Origin of the sequence: Haloferax sp. DFSO60, from assembly GCF_046557615.1 — an archaeon.
Classification (GTDB): domain Archaea; phylum Halobacteriota; class Halobacteria; order Halobacteriales; family Haloferacaceae; genus Haloferax.
On the sequence record NZ_JBKIII010000002.1, the window covers coordinates 295,027 to 312,961 of the forward strand.

Sequence of the window (17,935 nt, forward strand, 5' to 3'; positions counted from 1 at the left end):
CATTCGCCCCTCGACCCTGTACTGTGCTGCACCCCGCGGGCGGTCTTGCTCCACCACCTCGTGTGTGATTTTTTGTACTCTGTTGAAATCCTCAGTCGCTGATAGTTTGTTGAGACTGTGCTGAATAGAGCGCGCGTATCTTGCATGCACCTCCGTTTAGAATTGGATTGGCTACGAGGAAGATCTTGAGCCAGTTTCAACAGATGGTGTCTACTCCGATGACACCACCTCGTAGGGGAGCATCATCTCCTGGTCTTCGTGTTCGAGGATGTGGCAGTGCCAGGGGTAGATGCCGGTGTAGCCGGTGAAGTCGGGCTTGATGCGGACCACCTCCTGCGGGTTGACCAGCACTGTATCTTTGTGGAAACGCTTGTTTGGATTCGGCAGCGTGGGCGCTCCAGAGAGCGTCACGTAGTCCGTGATGTCCGGCCTCGTGGTAGTCTCGCTGTCGATGAAGTCCTGGGCAGCATCCTGGTACCCGGCTTCGTCATCCCAGGTGAAGCTCTCCCTCTCAAGCACTTCGAAGTCGACGAGGTGCAGGTGGATCGGGTGAGAATCACCCGTGGTGTTGTACAGCTCCCAGACTTCGGAGGTGCCGAGCGTCGGGTTCACGATTGCGTCGTCATCCTCCCAGAACGCGAGGTCGAGGAAGTGGCTGTCCAGTTCGTCTCCTTCGATGTCGCCAGTTTCGACCGTGAACACCGCGCTGTCGAGCGTAAACGTCCGGGTGATTCCGGACGAAGTGGTCTTCGGCACCTCGTACTTGTTGGTAATTCGGTCGAGGAACCGCTGTGGCGGGATGGTCTCGTCCGGTTCAGTCACCGTATCCGTGACCCGGACCTGGAGCATCTCACCCATCGATTCGATGTCCGGACCGCTGTTCTCTCCGGCGTACGGGAACTCGGCATTGTTTTTGACCGTAAACGTCGTCCCCTCGTAGCCGCTGAAGTCGACGACCACGTCCGCCCGCTCGGCCCCAGAGAGAAGCATCGAGTCGATTGGCCCCTCTGGGCCGACCGTGCCGCCAGGGCCCACGGAGACCACTTCGTCGAGGAAGCCTAGGTCCACGCCGATCTGCTGCATCAACGGAACGTCGCTATACGAGTCTGTGTCCTCGTTGTAGAACCGCATGTTGAACGACCGGTTGTTCGACCCGTTCAGGAACCGGAACCGGTAGGACCTGGGTTCGACTTCGAGGTACGGGTACGCCTTCCCGTTGACGACCGGGATGTCGCCGGCGAACTCCGCTTCGTAGTCATCCTCGTCGCCCGGTGGGTAGAACAGGCCACCGTTCGATTCGAACGTCCGGTCCTGAAAGAGGATCGGGATCTCGTACTGCTCGCTCGGGAGGGCGTTCTCCATCGGGTCCCGGAGCAGGTAGAAGCCCGCCAGACCGGCGTACACGTTCAGGCGCGTGATGCCGAGCGCGTGGTCGTGGTACCACAGCGTCCCCGGTTTCTGGTCGTTTGGGTACTCCTTGGGGTTCTTGTACGGAACTTCGCTGTTCGGGACGCTTGTGATGTCCCCGGCGGTCTGGCCACCCGACGAGACCCACGCTTCAGGGTACCCGTCGTCCTCCGGGGCGACTACCCCGCCGTGGAGGTGGGTAACCGTCCGGACGGCGGGTGCGCCCTGGCCCGCGCCGTGGACCCGTTCGTCGACGCTCAACAGGTGGTCCGAGGGAAGGTTGTTGATGTATTCGACTTCGACGGAACGTCCGGGCCGTGCCTCGATGGTCGCTGCGGGATACGTCCCTTCGTACCCCCAGAGTGTCGTGTCCTTCCCCAGCGAACTGGGAAGCACTGTCTGCGTAAACTCGGTCAGTTCGATTTCGTAACGGTCGGTCCGACCCTTCCTGCTGGCTGGCGTCAATACTCCCGGCCGCGGGAGCGGATCTTCCCATTTGTGGTCTCCAAGCGCCAGCGGCGTGTTGCCAGTAACGGCTGCAACTTGTCCCGTGGTCCAGGGCGATGCTGCAGCGAGGCTGGCAGCCCCAGCTGCTTTGAGAACGGTCCGTCGATCAAGGTAGCGTGATTGCTTTCGTTCGTCACTCATAGTTGTGGACAGTTTCCTGTCACTCCGAAAATGTCGATTAAAACGACATATGTTGTAACAGGATACTAACAACTAACGGAAGTTCTGACTATTGTAATGGTATTTTTAACCTAAATGACGAGGCGAGTAACACCCGTTTAGAATTAAAAAATTCACACCCGAATCTCATCCACGCGTATTTCAAATGTCGAGTACTTATTGCAGACCCCTCATCTGCGTGCTGCATCCACCCTCTATCTGCGTCACGTGGTTTCTGTCAAATTTTAAGGGATTCAACAGAGCCATTTTTTGCTAATTGACTACCGTGGCTCACCCGCGAGAGAGAAAGCATTTATTCGACACATCAGTTCGTTCTACTGAGCAGTTCGCTTCGCTGTCGTCATGATTCGCCTCCCCGTTGACCTCCCCCGTGTTCGACGCGCACTCGCGAGCCGTGCCGCCATCGACGCCCGCGCCCTCGCCGCGTTTCGAATCGCGCTCGGTTTCGTCATCCTCTTCGACCTCCTCCTTCGCGCGCGCAACCTCTCCACGTTCTACACCGACGCCGGCGTCTTCCCCCGTTCTGCCGCCTTCGAAGTCACGCCGTCGATTGGACCGCTCTCGCTCCACGCGCTCTCGGGCGCGCTGTGGTTTCAGGCCCTCTTATTCGTCGTCGCGGGCGCGTTCGCCGTCGCCCTGATTGCGGGCTATCGAACCAAATTCGTCACCCTCGTCTCGCTCGTCCTCCTGCTCTCGCTCCACGTTCGCAACCTCCTCGTGCTCAACAGCGGCGACCTGTTGCTCGAACGGCTCCTCTTTTGGGGGCTGTTTCTCCCGCTCGGACGCCGGTGGTCGCTCGATGCTCGTCGCCGTGCGACGACTCCCGACTCATCCGGAGTGGTCGCCAGCGTCGCGTCGGCGGGCTTGCTGCTGCAAGTCGTCTTCGTCTACACCGTAACGGGGTTGTTCAAACTCCAACACTCCGGCTGGATTCGTGGCGAAGAGGTTCGTATCATCCTCCACCTCGACACGTACACGACGCCACTTGGCCGCGCCGTGGGGTCGCTTCCAGTCCTCTCGGAACTCGCAACGTGGGCGTGGCTGGGATTGTTGGTCGGGTCGGGATTGCTCGTTTTCCTTACTGGCCGTCACCGAACCGCACTCGCGGCGGCCTTCGGTAGCATCCACGTCGGCATGCTCGTGATGATGACCGTCGGCATGTTCCCACCAATCAGTCTCACCGCGCTCGTCCCGTTCGTTCACTCGGGCGTGTGGGACCGAATCGAGCAGTCGGTCGTCGATAGTGGGCTCCTGAATTTCTTCCCCCGCCAATCTGGAACCGATGGCGACGTGGTTTCGGATGGCGGGAGTACCACGAATCGACTCCTCACAACCGGTCGTCGCGTGCTGCGCGTCGCCCTCGTCTGTTGCTTGGTGGTCATGGCGCTCTGGAACGGGATGACCCTCGGCTACGTTCCCGCTCCCGAACCGGTCGCAGACTCCGCGGCATCGACGGACTACACGTGGCCGATGTTCGCCTCACCGCCGACGTTCGATACGCGCTATGCGGTCATCGGCGAGACGACCGCGGGCGAGGAGGTGGTCGCCTTCCCGAAGGACGCACAGTCGGTCAGCGAGACGCTCGAACACGGTGCTGCCTACGAGACGGCACGCTGGCGAAAGTACCTCACCAACATGCGAATGATGCGCGTCCCGGTAGTCATCGAGAGCTTCTCACAGCACGTCTGCGACCACTGGGCCGAGACCCACGACACCGAGTTGGAGCACGTCACGCTGACGCTCAGAAAGTTCGACCGTGCCGGAGCGAACGCGGGCGGGTCGCGGACGGAGACGCTCGCGACCTACCAGTGCTGATTAATTGCCGAAGCCCTGGAGGACGCCGCGGCCGTCGGTGTTGCCCAGCGTCGGAAGCGACGCGCGCTCGGGGTGCGGCATCAACACGGCGATAGATTCGTTGTCGCCGAGGATGCCTGCGACGTTGCCGCGTGAGCCGTTGGGGTTGGCCTCGTCGGTGACGTTGCCGTCTGCATCACAGTAGCGGAAGAGAATCCGGTTCTCGTTTTCGAGTGCTTCGTAGCCCTCGTCGTCGATTTCGAATCGACCTTCGCCGTGGGCGATAGGGAGTTCGATGACCTCGCCTTCCTCGTAGGCGCTGGTCCACGGGGTATCGGCGTTCTCGACGCGGAGGTAGACGCGTTCACACTGGAAGCGGGCGCTGGCGTTCGTCGTGAAGACGCCGGGTGTGAGACCCGACTCACAGCCAACCTGCGCGCCGTTACAGACACCGAGGACTGGAATTCCGTCCTCGATTGCGTCGCGGACGGCGTTCATCACAGGGGAGCGTGCGGCCATCGCGCCACCGCGGAGGTAGTCACCGTAGGAGAACCCACCGGGGAGCATGATGCCCGTCGTGTTCTCGGGGAGCGAATCTTCGTGCCAGACGCGTTCGGCCTCGAAACCGAGGTCCGAGAGAGCGCGAACCGCGTCACGGTCACAGTTCGACCCACCGAACTGGATGACAGCAATCATCTCAGGCCTCGGTGACGACGACGTCGTAGTCGTGGATAGTCGGATTCGCCAGAAGACGGTCTGCCATCTCGGTGGCGCGTTCTTCGGCGTCCTCGGCGCTCTCGGCTTCGAGGTCAACTTCGTACTGCTCGGTAAAGCGCAAGGCTTCGAGTTCGTAGCCGAGTCGCTCCAGTGCGCGCTTTGTCGTCTCCGCCTCCGGGTCCAGCACGCCGTGCTTGAGTCGCACCGTCACCGTCGCGGTGTAGGTCGTCATCAGATGCTGATGCGTAGTGATGTGCAAAAACGGTTTTGGGTTCAGTTAGTTATACACAGATGTGTATATTGATTACTGGCGCTCGATATCGAGGACGCTGAGGGCGTCGTCGACGGAGAGCCGCAGGGTCTCGTCGCCAGCGGCGAACTCCACGCGGGCACGCAGTGGGTCTTCAGATTCGAGTTCGACCGTGGGTTTGCTTTGCCACGGACCTCCCCAGAGGTGCGGTCGCGTGAGGTCCACGTCGTGGTCGTAGTAGAACGAAACCACCGCCGGGTGGTCGATGAAGGCCAGATGAACGCTCGAAATGTGTTCGTCGTGGCATCGCTCGCAGGTGTAGGCCGCGGTGGGGCCCTTGCAGTCGTGCATCAACAACTCGCTCGTGTCGGTCACGAGGCGCGGTTCGATGCGCCCGTGGCACCGCGAACAGAAACCGAGTCGCGCCTGTGAGAACACCGACCGGGTGTACAAGTCAGCCACGTCCGCTAAGTCGGCGTCGTCGTATCCTTCGAACACGCCCGGTGGGATGCCCGCACTCGTGTACTGTTGGTCGCAGTCGACACAGGCGATAGCGACCGTCTCGTTGGCGTAGGTCGCTTCGACGGTTCCACCGCAGACTGCACAGGGCGCGCTGACCGGAACTGGGCCGATGTCCTCGCCGCGGGTGTACGACCCGGCGAGAATCGCACCGACGACCATCCACCCGGCGAGTCGCAGCTCGTAGCCCCCCTCCGTCTTCTTCACGAAGAGGTTGGTGAGCTTCCCGAGGTGGTAGTTGAACCGGCCGCTGTCGGCGATGCCAACACGCCCGCGCAGTTGTGAGAACGTCAGTTTCTCGTGCGGCGAGTCGGCAAGCACACGAAGAATCGACAACCGCGTCTCGTCGGCCAAGAGCGAAAATGCGGCCTCCGTCTCTGCGTCGATTATCTCCGGTATCTCGCGGGCAGGCATAGATTCTGACACGTCAGAGTCTGACTTAACGGGTTTGTGGGCGTGACTCATCTTTCGGCCACTATCGAGACCGCGGTGACGACTGCGAACGGTGTGGCGAGCGCCAATCCGAAACCGAGGAGCCACCACCCGACGAGAAGCAGCACGGCGATGATGGGTGCGAGCACGGCACCGATGCTCGGCAGAAGCATCGCCAGCACGACGAGGCCGACGAGTGGGGCGACGAACGGTCGAATCGGCGTGAGGCGGTTTAGGTGTCGGAGTGGTCGTCTGGCGTTCGCAGTCATCACTCGTTCTCACGACAGCAATCGACATAAGCGAAAGCAGAATGACATTTATGTACGAACGCGTACAGAAGCGTCGTTCAGTTAGCGAGTCGAACTGATTGCGGAGAGCGACAGGCGTTTACCACTCGCCCACGCAAGGAGTGTTATGTTCAGCATCGAACAGCTGGAGGTGACGGCATGACGCGCGAGTTAACCGAAATTACGGTCATCGGAGGAGACAAGACCGGACTCATCGCGAACGTGACCACGTTGCTGTTCGAGCGCGGAATCAACATCGAGGACCTCGACCAGGCGGTTCGTGAAGGCATCTTCCGGATGACCCTCCACGCCGATACGTCGAGTATGACGACCTCACCCGAGGAACTCCGAGAAGCCCTGACGGAACTCGGCGACGACCTCGGCGTTGATATCCGAGTACGGTTCCCTGCCGACCGTGGCACCCGCGAAATCGCGGTACTCGTGACGAAGGAATCGCACTGTCTGGAAGCCCTCTTCGAAGCGTGGGCGAACGACGACCTCGGTGCCGACATCTCGGTCGTTATCGGCAACCGAAGTACGCTCGAACCCCTGGCAGACCACTACGACGTTCCGTTCCACGACATCGGCGACGAGAAAGGCACTGCCAACGAGGACCGTCTCCTCGAACTCCTCGAACAGTACGACGTGGACCTCATCGTCCTCGCCCGCTACATGCGGATTCTCGGCCCCAAAGTCGTCTTCCGCTACGAGGACCGCATCATCAACATCCACCCGTCGCTCCTCCCAGCGTTCCCCGGTGCGGCGGCCTACCGACAGGCGAAAGAAGAGGGTGTTCGCATCGCTGGCGTCACCGCTCACTACGTGACGACGGACCTCGACCAAGGGCCGATTATCGCTCAGCGCGCCTTCGACGTGCCCGACGACGCGACGCTCGACGAAATCAAGACGCGAGGGCAACCGCTCGAAGCAGACGCCCTGCTCGAAGCCGTACAACTCCACCTCAACGACGCACTCACCGTCCACCGTGGCCGGACGAGCCTCCGCGAAGAGGTCAGCTCAGAGGAGTACCAACTCGGCTTGACCCGCGAAGCCCAAGCGTCGAACCCCGACCGTCCCGTCGACGGTATCGTCGATGCACTCGACGTCTCGAAAGAGGCGCTCGCCCCCGACCAGTCTGAAGACTGAGTATTTTTCTCAGTTCCCCTCCCACTGAGGGGGATGACCGATTCTCCACCTCCTGATTTTAGTGGCCGACCCGACGGTCCCGGTGCAGTTCGTGCCCTTGGCGAGTTCGCCCTCCGAGTCGAAGCGTTCGAGACGATGTACACCTTCTACCGCGACGTCGTCGGACTCGGAGAGCAAATCGGTGAGTACGATACCATGGCCTTCTTTGGCCTCGGCGAGAGCGCGGCGGGTCACGAAGCCGTCTTCGTCCTCTTCGACCGAACCGAGACTGACGGCTACGAAGGCATCGACCAAGCACACACGACTATCGACCCCGAAGGAAACAGAGTCGAGTTCGTGTGTTTCGACCCCGATGGGTCGGACAAAAACGAGCAGTACGCGTAGTACTCGCCACCGTTTCTGTAATCCGACAGCCAATATCTTATTCAATACGCAGACAGTCACGTAGGCATGAACGTTCTCAAGATACTGGCGGAGATGGTCGAAGGATACCTCGATGGCGGCACCGACGAGGCACTCTCGGAGGGAGTCGAGGAAGTCGCAGAAGAAGCGACCGGGCGAGACTTCTAGACGGCGCACACGCTCATTTTAAACGGCGAAACGACCAGTACGAGTACTGGGTGCTGTAGCGCGAACCCGGAGCAGTACTGGACAGTTATATATCTTGAACCGCCGCGACTGCCGCTTCGATGTCGGGTGCGTCGAACCAGTCGTACTGCACGTACGCGTTGGTTCCCGCGCAGTAGAGGTCAGCGAGTGTATCCACGATTTCGTCGGGGAGGTGTTCGGGTTCGATGTCACACTCACCGCGCCATTCGGGTTCGCCCGTTTCGAGGGCCTCTTTCTTCGCGGCTTTCACGGCATCGACCCACTCGGGTTGGACGCGCTTGTAGTACTGGCGGACGACTTCCTTCGAGACTTGCTGGCCGTCGTAGGAGAAGCGATTCTCGTCGAACGTCCCGACCACGTCGCCGACTTTGACGGTTCCGTCGTGGTACAGACACTCGATTTTCCCGTCTTCGTGGCTGAATCCGGATTTCGCAGCGCGGTCGGTGAGGATGTGGTTGACCGCGAGTGCGAGTTCTTCGAGGCGGTCGATATCGACTTTGCCTGCGATTTCGTCGGCCTCCTCGCGGCTCAGGTAGCGGTCTTGTTCTTCGTACTTCGTGGAGAATTCGACGACGGGAGTTGGAAGCGAGATGGGTTCGTCCGGCCACTCCTCGTACTCGAGGCCGTAGTCGGCGGGCGTCCCGCGCTTTCGGAGGCTGGAACCCACAGGAACCGTGTTCCGAAACACGATTTCGAGCGGAATCAGGAAGTTGTCGCCCGCGGCATCGTGGTAGGCGTCGTAGTCGTACGCGCCATCGACGTGCGGCAGGTCGGGGACCTGCGTCAGTTCGATTGCCATCTCGGTCGGCGGCGACTCGCACTCGCCGAGTTCCTTCACTTCGCCGTCTTCGACGACGCCCAGGTAGTGCGTGGGGACGTGGTTCACGTCCAAGAGTTCGAAGTTGTACGCGCCCATCAGACAGAGACTCGCGCCCTTGTTCGGGATGTGGTCGGGCATCTCGCCCCAGTCGAACACGGAGTAGCGGTCGGTGAAGACGAAGCGGCCCCGACCGAGGTCCGTCGCCGTCGGTTCCTCCTCGACGCGGAAGTCCTTCACGCTGGTCATGGTCGCCCCTGCGCAGGCCACCCACTAAGAACCTTCCACTTCTGTGCGTATCTTGGAGACGCAGGAGTAATATATATTCACGACTGTGCATATTCTCGGTTTCCAGCGGGACCTGACGCGAGTAGTTCATCTGGGTTCGGAGCCAACTGTAACCGATGTTACACGCCTCGTCTGTCACTCGACGCACCGCCGAACGCCGACTGCACGCCCACCCCGCGGGCGGTGGCTGATGACCGACCAGAACACGGACGATTTCGACGCGACGACCACCGAGGCGAGAGCAGTCGCTGCAGGGGCGGGGACCAAACGCGACGAGTTCCTCTCGCTCATCCCCCACTACTATCGCGGCGAGGTCTCGCAATCGGGAAATCTCCTGTCACGACTCGACCTTACGACCGACTGGGCTATCGTCCTCGTCACCGTCGTCTTGGCGCTCGCCTTCCAAGGCCCCGATTCCTCTGCGTACCTGTTGCTCATCGGGTTAATCGGCGTGGTCCTTTTCTTACTGTTCGACGTGCGGCGCTACCGCACCTTCGACGCGAGTCGCGCCCGGATTCGACTGCTCGAAGAGAACGTGTTCGCAAACGCCTTCGACCCCGGCGACGCCCCGCTCGAAGAGTGGCGCGTCGAACTCGCGGCGGACCTCCGGACGCCGACGCTGAAAGTGACGTTTCGGGAGGCCGTCGGTCGCCGACTTCGGCGCGTCTACTACGCGGTTTTCGTCTTGTTGGGTCTGGCGTGGGTCTTCCGAGTCACGCTCTACGCCCCGTCGGAACCGTGGACCGTCACGGCGTCGGTGCCGGGTATCTCGGGGGTCCTCATCGCCGGACTCGTCGCGCTCTTCTTCGTCGCCATCACCGCCTTGACGTTCTGGCCGTACGAGCGCGAGGCCCGCGGCGAGTTCCACGGCGAAGAAGCGGGTCGCTGGCGACGGGAGCGCTGACGATCGAACCACGGGTTCGGCGACGAAGTCTGGGTCACCCCCGACGATTCAGGATTCGAACGGTTCCTCGTCGCGGTGGTTATCGACGTTCTCGGTCTCTTTGGCTTCCTCGGCGCGCATCTCGTCTTCTTTGTCCGGTTCCTCGGCTTCGTCCGGATTCTCCGCCTCGACTTCCTCGCTCTCCTCGGGCGACGAGGCACCGGCGTCGCCACCGCCTTCGACGGTGATTCCGTGGCCCTCGTCGTCTTCGATGTCTGGGTTGCGGTCGGTCACGTCCGCTTCAGTGTCGTCGGACATTGGACCTCGATGTGGGGGCACGAGCGCAAAATAGCTAATTGGGCCTGTCTCCGACGGTCTGGAACGCGAACCACTTCGTACTGGTGAGTGTCGTAGTGTGGCGAGAATACTCAGGCGAACTCTTCGTGCAGGTACGCGCCGAGGTAGCCACCGAGGGCGCTGAGACCGACAGTGTAGAGCAGCGTGAGGACGAAGACGAACAGGCCGATAATGGCGAATCCGAGGAGACCGAGTCCGACTTCTGACGGCGCGAAGATGGCGAAGAAGCTGAAGAACAAGAAGACGATAGCACCGATGACGAGACCGACGAGACTCAGGAAGACGCCCGAGAGCGCGCCGGATTTGAGCGCGAGATCACGGTCGCTCCCCGTGAGGTAGCCCGCGACTGCGCCGCCCAGAATCGGAGAAAAGGGGATGAACGAGAGGACGATGCTCACGGCCGCACCGACGAGTGCCGAAAAGAGGATGCTCTCGTTGTCGTCCTGTCGCGATGGTTGTGACATGACTCAACCCATGCAACCCGATGGCCTAATCCTTTCTCTGCTTTCGGACAGCACGGAGTCGCGTGATTTCGACTCCGGCGGAGGCCACCGGGACCGCCCCGTTTTTAGCACCGTGGGTCGTCAATCTCTATCATGTCTGGCCCCGCGCGCGACGACTTCGGATTCGAACACGTTCCCGAAACCGACCAGTCGTTCGAGAACGCCCTGGAGAAGGCGCGAGCGGGGGTGCGACTCACCATCGACGACGGCGTCGAACTGATGACGACGGGGACGGGATTCGAGGGAATCGACCCCGTGCGGAAGGAACTCGTCCTCGAAGCGGCGGACCGTCGCCGCGCCGAGATGGTCGGCGACGAGGTGACTTTCGTCGCCAATCTGAACAACAACGTGACGACGGCGTGTACGACTGGATGTCTCTTCTGTAACTTCAAGAACACCGCTCACCTGTTCGAATCCGATTCGGACATCGAACACTCGGGGTTCACCAAGACGCCCACGGAGTCACGAGAAATCGTCGAGGGTGCCGTCGAGATGGGTATCTACGAAGTCACTTCTGTCTCCGGTCTCCACCCGGCGCTCGTCCTCGACGAGGAACACCGCGAAATCCTCACCGACTACGACAACCCCGCCGCCGAGGTGAACTACAAACCGCCCGAAGTCTACGACGCCGACCCCGTGAGCTACACCGCCCAACTGGAGGCGATGTCTGTCGATGACGTCCACGTCCACTCGATGACGCCGGAAGAAGCCCACCACGCTAAGCGGGGCACCGACTGGAGTTACGAAGACGTGTACCGCCGACTCGCAGACGCCGGACTCGACAGCGCGCCCGGAACCGCGGCCGAGATTCTTGTCCCCGAGGTGCGCGACGTGATTTGCCCCGGGAAAATCGGCACCGACGAGTGGGTCGCTGGGATGGAAGGTGCGATGGACGCCGGATTAGACGTGACGGCGACTATCATGTACGGCCACGTCGAGAACGAGATGCACCGCGTGCGCCATCTGAAAGTCATCCGCGACTTGCAGGACCGCTACGGCGGAATTAGGGAGTTCGTTCCGCTCTCGTTCGTCTACCAGAACACGCCGCTCTACGACCGCGGACTCGTGACCGGGGGCGCGTCGGACGACGAAGACGAACTCATGATTGCCGTCGCGCGCCTCTTCTTAGACAACGTGGAACACATCCAGTCCTCGTGGGTGAAGTTCGGCAACGCGAAAGCCCTGAAACTGCTCAACTGCGGCGCGGACGACCTGATGGGGACGATTCTCTCCGAGGAAATCACGAAGCGCGCAGGCGGCGAATTTGGAGAATTCCGCTCCTTCGACGAGTACGTCGAGATGATAACCGCAATCGGCCGACAACCGGTCGAGCGCTCGACCGATTACCGGACGCGCCGACCGCTCGATATCGACGACGACTCTCACGGGCCGATGCTCGGTCCGCGAGCGGACGGAACGCCGATGCTGACGAACCAAAATTCACCTGCGGCGGCGGATGATTGAGGTTCGCCCACGATGATGGCGACGACGCACGCCGCGGCGGGGCTCTCGCTCGCGGCCGCACTTACCGTGGTCGCGCCCGAACTCGCGATGGTGGCGGCGCTCGGTTCCCTCGTGGGCGGAGTCTTCCCCGACGTGGACCTGTTCGTTGGAACCCATCGTAAGAGCCTGCACTTTCCCGTCTACTACTCCGTCGCTGGTCTCCTCGTCGGCGCGGTCGCACTCGCCGCGCCAGCACCGATATTCGTCGCTGGCGCGTTCTTCTTCCTCTCGGCGGGGTTGCACTCGATTACAGACTGGTTCGGCGCGGGCGACGAACTGCGTCCGTGGAATCGAACCTCGCCGCGCGCGGTGTACGTCCACCCACTTCGGCGCTGGCTTCGACCGAAGTACATCGTCAGATACGACGGCGCACCTGAGGACCTCGCACTGACGCTGGTCTTGTTCGTCCCCGGGTTTCTCGCCTTCGACGGGACGATTCGAGTGTTCGTCGCGCTCGGCGTCGCTATCGCGCTCTTCTACACTGGATTCCGCAAGCGCATGCCCGAGTGGTTCGGTATCTGAAAATCAGTCGCTGATTCGACCACGCGAGTCATCTTACTTCGGCACTGCGAGCGGCCCGTCTCCGTGTGCGACACCGCGAAGTCGCTTGCCGTGAACGTCATCTGACCGAAGACGGTCGGCGATGGGTGCGCGAAGCCACGCGCCATCGTCTGCGCCAGCAGCCACATCTTCGTCGTCACCTCGGAATGATTCCGGCAGGAAGCGATTGTAGACTGGAAGTCGCTCTCGAAGTGGGACTCCCGCCGTGTCGGCGATATCGGCGAGTTCGCGGAGGGCGGGCCACTTGTAGTCCGGGTTGATGTAGTCGTCAGTGACGGGGGAGACGCCGCCGAGGTCATCGACGCCGCACTCGACGAGTTCGGTGGCGTTCGAGAGGTTCGGTGGCACCTGCACGGAGATTTCTTCTGGCAGTGCGACACGGGCCATCGAAACCACGCGGCGCATCGTTTCGAGCGACGGACGTTCGAACGACGAGCGCTCGTTCGGGACGACGTTCTGGACGATGACCTCCTGTACGTGGCCGTAGCGTTCGTGGAGGTCACGGATTGCGAGCAGGCTTTCGGCCCGGTCACGCCACGTCTCGCCGATGCCGACGAGGATACCAGTGGTGAAAGGCATGCCAACCTCACCGGCGGCGCGGATGGTGTTGAGTCGTTGGCCGGGCGTCTTCCGGCGGTTGCCGGAGTGCGCGTCCACGTCGGCAGTCGTCTCCAGCATCACGCCCATACTGGCGTTGACGGGCGCGAGTTTCTCGAACGACTCACGGGTCAAGTCGCCGGGGTTCGAGTGCGGAAGTAGGCCCTCTTCGAGCGCGATTTCGCAGGCGCGATAGAGGTAGTCGCGGATGGTGTCGTAGCCCCACTCGTCGAGTTGCCGGTGGATTTCGGCGTAGCGGGCGTCGGGGTCGTCACCGAAGGTGAACAGGGCTTCTGTACACCCCGCGTCCGCGCCGACTGTGACGGCTTCGCGGATTTCCTCGGGCGACATGAGCGTCGCCTCGCTGGGGACGTCGTAGTACGTGCAGTAGGTGCAGGTGTACCTACACGCAGTGGTGAGCGGAATGAAGACGTTCCGCGAGAAGGACAGCGAGGTGGGTGCCGAAACGTCGTCGGGAGTAACTGCCAGCAGTCGCTCGGCATCGTCCGGGTCGATGTCGAGTTCGATGTCGTATTGGTCGGCACCCACGAACATACCTCTCGGTCTGTATTCGACCCTCAAAAACGTGTCACTCGTGGTCGATTCTGGAACTCAAAAAGGAGTCGAGTGGTGGTGCCAGACACATGCTCGACTCTCCGAATCGCGGTGTTGCGCGCAAAACGACTGCTGTCGAATTGCTCGGCTCTCCCACTGCTGTTCGGATCCACTCCGCCTCACGCGACGTCATGATGACGGCACGGGAGGGCGCGGCACGCGTGGCCTCAGTTCCCGCCGGGCACACGTCTATCACCGCGCCAGTTGGTATTTGTTGGCAAACATTATGGTCCTATCGGCGTACTCGGCTCACGGAAACACGGCTATCGGTCTCTTTCAACTCGATACCTGCGTCGATGAGCCACGCCTTCGTGCGCCCCTCACCGTGGATGAGGACTTCGGCGAGGTCTCTCGGTTTGTCGATATCTATCGCCAGTCGCATCGAATCGAGTTCGGAGAACGTTGCACCGATATCGCTCGCAATTCGTCTGTGGTCACAGATAGACGCGCCGTGATAATCAACCGTGAAATCCGGATGTCGAACGACGAGCGCGTTCGTCCCCCCACCGAGTCCGGGCGCGGCGACGATATCGCCGGGCGTTTCGAACAGTCGCGTGAGTGAATCAGACGTTGCGAGCGCGAGGTCGGCCATGACGACGGCAACAGGTTCGTCGCCACCGAGTCGCGCTGCAACGACATCCGTCAACGGTCGTTCGTCGAGTTCGACAGGAGCGTCGAGAGATGATTCGAGCGGCGCGTCCGCGACGACGACCGGGTCGTGTCCGTCGAGTGCGTCGAGGACGTCGTGGAGCATCGCCACTGCGAGTTCGCGTCGCTTGGCGAGTGAGAACAGAGAGTCGAGTCGCGTCTTCGGGGATTGCACCCCGAACGGGACGACGACCCGCACAGAGAATCAGCCCAGTTTGTCGTAGGTGTCCTGCTGCGAACGCCAGTAGAGGAAGCCACCGGCGAGCAGGGCAACGACGACGAGTCCACCCACAGCGTAGATGAGCAGTTGGGTGGTTTGGCTCGACTGGTTTGCTTGGTTCGCGCGCGTCTCTGCTTCTTCGGCCAGCGTCGTTGCGAGGTCGAAGTTACCGCTTTCGTAGGCGTCAACAGCGTTGTTGAACGACTGCTGAGCCTCTTGGGTGTTGCCCGAAGACGACGCGATAGCCGCCTCTGCGGAATCTAACGCCGTGCGTGCGGCCGCACTGTCATCGGTGTGGTGGGTTGCGCTCCACGCCCCGATATCGTTGCTGGAACCGCCTTCGCGGGTCTGGTTGAGCGACATGACCGTAAAGGACTGTGCGGGGTCGTACGAGTACGCCTCGACTTCCGGCACCGTCCCGGTCACTTTGACTTCGACTTCGCTCGTTCCGTCAGCGGCGGCGATTTCGCCACCGGTGAAGTTCTGCCCGTCGAAGGATTCCTGACCGACTTTCGCACCCGTCTGGTCGTAGTACGTGACGGTCCACGTCACGGACTCGAGTTCCGTGTTCCCTGCGAGGGTCCACGATTCGAGTTCTGGGTTCTGATACAGCTCGTCGAGGGTGACCGATGCGGTCACCTGGTCACCGACGGCGGCGTCCGAGGTGACGTCCTCAGACGCGACGCTCACGGCGCCTGCCGGAACCGCAACGACCGACAGGAGTACGACGAGTGCGAACGCCAGCTTAGAAAAGCGATTCCAGTTCGTCTTCGTCATCGTTTACGAGGTTCTCCAGATTGGAATCGCTCTCCTCACGGATCTCTTCGATGTTGTCTTGGGCTTCGATAGCAACTTGCTGGAGTTCCTTGATGCGCGGGACGTTCGTCACGCCCGACAGAAGGATGACACTGGCGACCTTGCCAGCACCCGGAATCGGGTAGTCTCCACCGCGGACTTCCATCGACCCGGTCTGCTCCTCGATCCACTTCCGCCCGCGCTCTATGCCTTTTCTGTTCAGATGCTCCGGCGGGCCAGCGAGGACGAGCAGTGCGCGCTCAGAGCCTTCGATCTCACAGGGGAGCGTCAGGCGGCCGAGTGCGGCTTTGCGAACGAGGCTGGTGATGCGGTTGGTCGTGTGTGCGGTGTCGAGGTTGTCGTCTGCCTCGTTGCCACCGGTGATACGGGACAACAGACCGCCGCTCTTCTTCTTGGGTTCGACACCTTCGGAGGCGTAGCCAACGGTGGAGACGCCGCCGCCAGCGAGCGTGTTGATAATCTCGGAGGAGTCAACGACACTCTCTGCGACGTTTGCTCCGTCTTTGACCTCGCCCGCACCGAAGAGTACGCCGAAGCGGTTGACGATCTCTTCGTTGATCTCGTCGTAGCCGCCTTGGACGGACTCGCCGGTCTTCCGCCACGCGTCGTTGTCGAACACGAGGAGGTTGTCGACCTCGCGGACGAACGTCTGGAACGAGCGTGCGGCGTTGAGCGTGTAGATGCCACCCTCGTCGGAACCGGGGAGGACACCGAGTCCGTAGACGGGTTCGGTGTAGATGCGCTTGAGGTGCTTTGCGAGCACGGGCGCACCGCCGGAACCGGTCCCACCGCCGAGACCGGAGACGACGAGGAACGCATCGACTTCGTGGACGGGGATGCTGTCGATTGCACCCTGCACTTCGTCGATGTCCTCTTCGGCGATTTCCGCGCCGAGTTCGTTGTCCGCACCGACGCCGTGTCCCTTTACGCGAGACTGGCCGATGAGGACGCGCTGGTCCTTCGGGATGTTCTTCAATCCGAGCAAGTCGGCCTTCGCAGAGTTCACTGCGACGGCCGCGCGGACGATGCCCGCGTTGCGTTGGCGGTCATATTCGACAAATTTGTCGACGATTTTTCCACCAGCTTGCCCGAATCCGATCATTGCAAGCTTCATGGGTTCGGTCCCCTCTCCATTGCGTAAATGCCAGTACAAACGTGGACATAAGCGTTGTGATGGATTTCTGTACCTACACAGACATATTAGGTGGAAAAAACGGAAGACGGAGAGAAGCCATTAACTCCTCATTATACTTTTTGGCCGTTTACTAACGAGGCGAAAATTCGGGTTTTTATATTAGGTTAATCTGAACGGTGAGCGCGCGCCTGTCAGTCAGGGCCGCTCGGTGAGATACTGTTCGAACGTTTTCATGTCTGATTCGGAGACCCCAAAGGCCTCGACCTGATTGTCAGTGGTGGTGTTGTCGAACTGAAGCGACCGGTACTGGTCTGGGCCCATCGGGAACCCCGGTACTGCGCCCAAGACGGTCAACCCGACGCCTGCGAGCGCCATCGGAAGCGGGACGATGGAAATCGACTTGTTCTCCGAATCGTAGACCATCTCCGTAATCGTTCGGAGGGTGAGCTTTTCCGGCCCGCCAATCGTGTAGGTCTGACCGACGTGTGCGTCGTCCTCCACTGCGTCCGCGAGCATCGGCACGAGGTCACCGACCCAAATCGGCTGGAAGCGCGTTTTCCCATTGCCGGGGAGTGGGTAGAGCGGCACGCCAGGGGCGAACATCCCCTTGAGTCGTTTCGTGAAAGAGACGAACTCACCGCCGTCGCCGAAGACGACCGACGGTCGGAAGATGACCCACTCGAGGTCGGAGTCGGTGACTGCGGCCTCTGCATTCCCCTTCGCGCGGATGTACGCAGTGTCCCCGTTGGGGTCGGCACCCAGCGCGCTCATCTGAACGAACCGCGAGACGCCGTGTTCTTCGGCGGCGCTCACCGCATTGGCGGTCCCCTGTCGGTGGATGATGTCGTGCATCTTGTTGCCGCCTTTCGGTTCGAACAGCGGCGAGAGGGCGACGAGGTTCACCACGGCGTCTTTCCCCTCGAAGGCGTCTACGATGGAGTCGTAGTCCGTGATGTCGCCTGCGACGCCCTCCACGCCGTCTGGGAGGTCGGCACTGCTCGGGTCCCGTGACATCGCCGTCACACTGTGTCCGCGCGAGGACAGCTCTCGGCACAGGTGTGTTCCGATGAATCCACTGCCGCCGACAACAAGCACGTTCATGCTCTAATGTTCGACGGAATGACGGTAAAGCTAACGGGAGATA

At 61.3% G+C, this 17,935-nt stretch carries 19 protein-coding genes; 6 read left to right on the forward strand and 13 right to left on the reverse strand.

What is annotated here, in order from left to right:
- Window positions 1-210: 210 nt before the first annotated feature.
- A complete protein-coding gene (locus ACK509_RS10870) occupies window positions 211-1,872 on the reverse strand; it encodes a multicopper oxidase family protein (RefSeq protein WP_410766555.1) in 1,662 nt (553 codons plus the stop codon).
- A gap of 564 nt (window positions 1,873-2,436) precedes the next feature.
- Between ACK509_RS10870 and ACK509_RS10875 the strand changes: the two genes are divergently transcribed.
- Window positions 2,437-3,909, forward strand: coding sequence for an HTTM domain-containing protein (locus ACK509_RS10875; protein ID WP_410766556.1), 1,473 nt, complete (start codon window positions 2,437-2,439; stop codon window positions 3,907-3,909).
- Here the strand turns inward: ACK509_RS10875 and purQ are convergent, their stop codons facing one another.
- The 4 genes from purQ to ACK509_RS10895 form a co-directional block, all read right to left on the reverse strand.
- Window positions 3,910-4,584, reverse strand: coding sequence for a phosphoribosylformylglycinamidine synthase I (gene purQ, locus ACK509_RS10880; protein WP_410766557.1), 675 nt, complete (start codon window positions 4,582-4,584; stop codon window positions 3,910-3,912). It lies immediately after the preceding gene.
- A gap of 1 nt (window position 4,585) precedes the next feature.
- Complete coding sequence (purS, locus tag ACK509_RS10885; RefSeq protein WP_410766558.1) at window positions 4,586-4,837, reverse strand: phosphoribosylformylglycinamidine synthase subunit PurS; 252 nt, start codon at window positions 4,835-4,837, stop codon at window positions 4,586-4,588.
- Window positions 4,838-4,909: 72 nt separating this feature from the next.
- Window positions 4,910-5,788 carry a winged helix-turn-helix domain-containing protein gene (locus tag ACK509_RS10890; RefSeq protein ID WP_410766559.1) on the reverse strand — a complete coding sequence of 293 codons (879 nt, stop codon included), beginning with the start codon at window positions 5,786-5,788 and terminating at the stop codon, window positions 4,910-4,912.
- 47 nt (window positions 5,789-5,835) lie between these two features.
- Window positions 5,836-6,075, reverse strand: a complete 240-nt coding sequence (locus ACK509_RS10895; RefSeq protein ID WP_410766560.1) for a hypothetical protein — start codon at window positions 6,073-6,075, stop codon at window positions 5,836-5,838.
- A 177-nt stretch (window positions 6,076-6,252) separates the two neighbouring features.
- Here ACK509_RS10895 and ACK509_RS10900 point away from each other — a divergent pair, with 177 nt between their 5' ends.
- Window positions 6,253-7,239, forward strand: coding sequence for a formyltetrahydrofolate deformylase (locus ACK509_RS10900; RefSeq protein ID WP_410766561.1), 987 nt, complete (start codon window positions 6,253-6,255; stop codon window positions 7,237-7,239).
- Window positions 7,240-7,272: 33 nt separating this feature from the next.
- Window positions 7,273-7,623, forward strand: a complete 351-nt coding sequence (locus tag ACK509_RS10905; RefSeq protein ID WP_410766562.1) for a VOC family protein — start codon at window positions 7,273-7,275, stop codon at window positions 7,621-7,623.
- A gap of 271 nt (window positions 7,624-7,894) precedes the next feature.
- On the opposite strand, the gene ACK509_RS10910 is transcribed toward ACK509_RS10905, so the two are convergent.
- Complete coding sequence (locus ACK509_RS10910) at window positions 7,895-8,914, reverse strand: phosphoribosylaminoimidazolesuccinocarboxamide synthase (protein WP_410766563.1); 1,020 nt, start codon at window positions 8,912-8,914, stop codon at window positions 7,895-7,897.
- 229 nt (window positions 8,915-9,143) lie between these two features.
- Between ACK509_RS10910 and ACK509_RS10915 the strand changes: the two genes are divergently transcribed.
- Window positions 9,144-9,857, forward strand: coding sequence for a DUF2270 domain-containing protein (locus ACK509_RS10915; RefSeq protein ID WP_410766564.1), 714 nt, complete (start codon window positions 9,144-9,146; stop codon window positions 9,855-9,857).
- A 48-nt stretch (window positions 9,858-9,905) separates the two neighbouring features.
- Here the strand turns inward: ACK509_RS10915 and ACK509_RS10920 are convergent, their stop codons facing one another.
- Together ACK509_RS10920 and ACK509_RS10925 are read right to left on the reverse strand one after the other, a co-directional pair.
- Window positions 9,906-10,154: a hypothetical protein gene (locus ACK509_RS10920; protein WP_410766565.1), complete on the reverse strand. Its 249-nt coding sequence runs from the start codon at window positions 10,152-10,154 to the stop codon at window positions 9,906-9,908.
- Window positions 10,155-10,264: 110 nt separating this feature from the next.
- Window positions 10,265-10,657 carry a DUF5518 domain-containing protein gene (locus ACK509_RS10925; protein ID WP_410766566.1) on the reverse strand — a complete coding sequence of 131 codons (393 nt, stop codon included), beginning with the start codon at window positions 10,655-10,657 and terminating at the stop codon, window positions 10,265-10,267.
- Window positions 10,658-10,789: 132 nt separating this feature from the next.
- Between ACK509_RS10925 and cofH the strand changes: the two genes are divergently transcribed.
- Together cofH and ACK509_RS10935 are read left to right on the forward strand one after the other, a co-directional pair.
- A complete protein-coding gene (gene cofH / locus ACK509_RS10930; RefSeq protein ID WP_410766567.1) occupies window positions 10,790-12,160 on the forward strand; it encodes a 7,8-didemethyl-8-hydroxy-5-deazariboflavin synthase subunit CofH in 1,371 nt (456 codons plus the stop codon).
- A gap of 12 nt (window positions 12,161-12,172) precedes the next feature.
- Window positions 12,173-12,721 (forward strand): metal-dependent hydrolase, encoded by a 549-nt coding sequence (locus ACK509_RS10935; RefSeq protein ID WP_410766568.1) that lies wholly within the window; start codon window positions 12,173-12,175, stop codon window positions 12,719-12,721.
- A 33-nt stretch (window positions 12,722-12,754) separates the two neighbouring features.
- Here ACK509_RS10935 and cofG read toward each other — a convergent pair whose 3' ends face one another.
- The 5 genes from cofG to ACK509_RS10960 all read right to left on the reverse strand — a co-directional run bounded on the left by cofG (window position 12,755) and on the right by ACK509_RS10960 (window position 17,892).
- Window positions 12,755-13,912, reverse strand: coding sequence for a 7,8-didemethyl-8-hydroxy-5-deazariboflavin synthase subunit CofG (gene cofG / locus ACK509_RS10940; RefSeq protein ID WP_410766569.1), 1,158 nt, complete (start codon window positions 13,910-13,912; stop codon window positions 12,755-12,757).
- Between the two features lie 292 nt (window positions 13,913-14,204).
- Window positions 14,205-14,819, reverse strand: coding sequence for a 2-phospho-L-lactate guanylyltransferase (gene cofC / locus ACK509_RS10945; RefSeq protein WP_410766570.1), 615 nt, complete (start codon window positions 14,817-14,819; stop codon window positions 14,205-14,207).
- A gap of 6 nt (window positions 14,820-14,825) precedes the next feature.
- Window positions 14,826-15,617, reverse strand: a complete 792-nt coding sequence (locus ACK509_RS10950; RefSeq protein ID WP_410766571.1) for a hypothetical protein — start codon at window positions 15,615-15,617, stop codon at window positions 14,826-14,828.
- A complete protein-coding gene (locus tag ACK509_RS10955) occupies window positions 15,586-16,770 on the reverse strand; it encodes a tubulin/FtsZ family protein (RefSeq protein WP_410766572.1) in 1,185 nt (394 codons plus the stop codon). Before ACK509_RS10955 ends, ACK509_RS10950 begins: the two co-directional genes overlap by 32 nt.
- 216 nt (window positions 16,771-16,986) lie before the next feature.
- Entirely contained in the window at window positions 16,987-17,892 is a 906-nt protein-coding gene (locus ACK509_RS10960; protein ID WP_410766573.1) for a complex I NDUFA9 subunit family protein, read from the reverse strand.
- Window positions 17,893-17,935 lie beyond the last annotated feature (43 nt).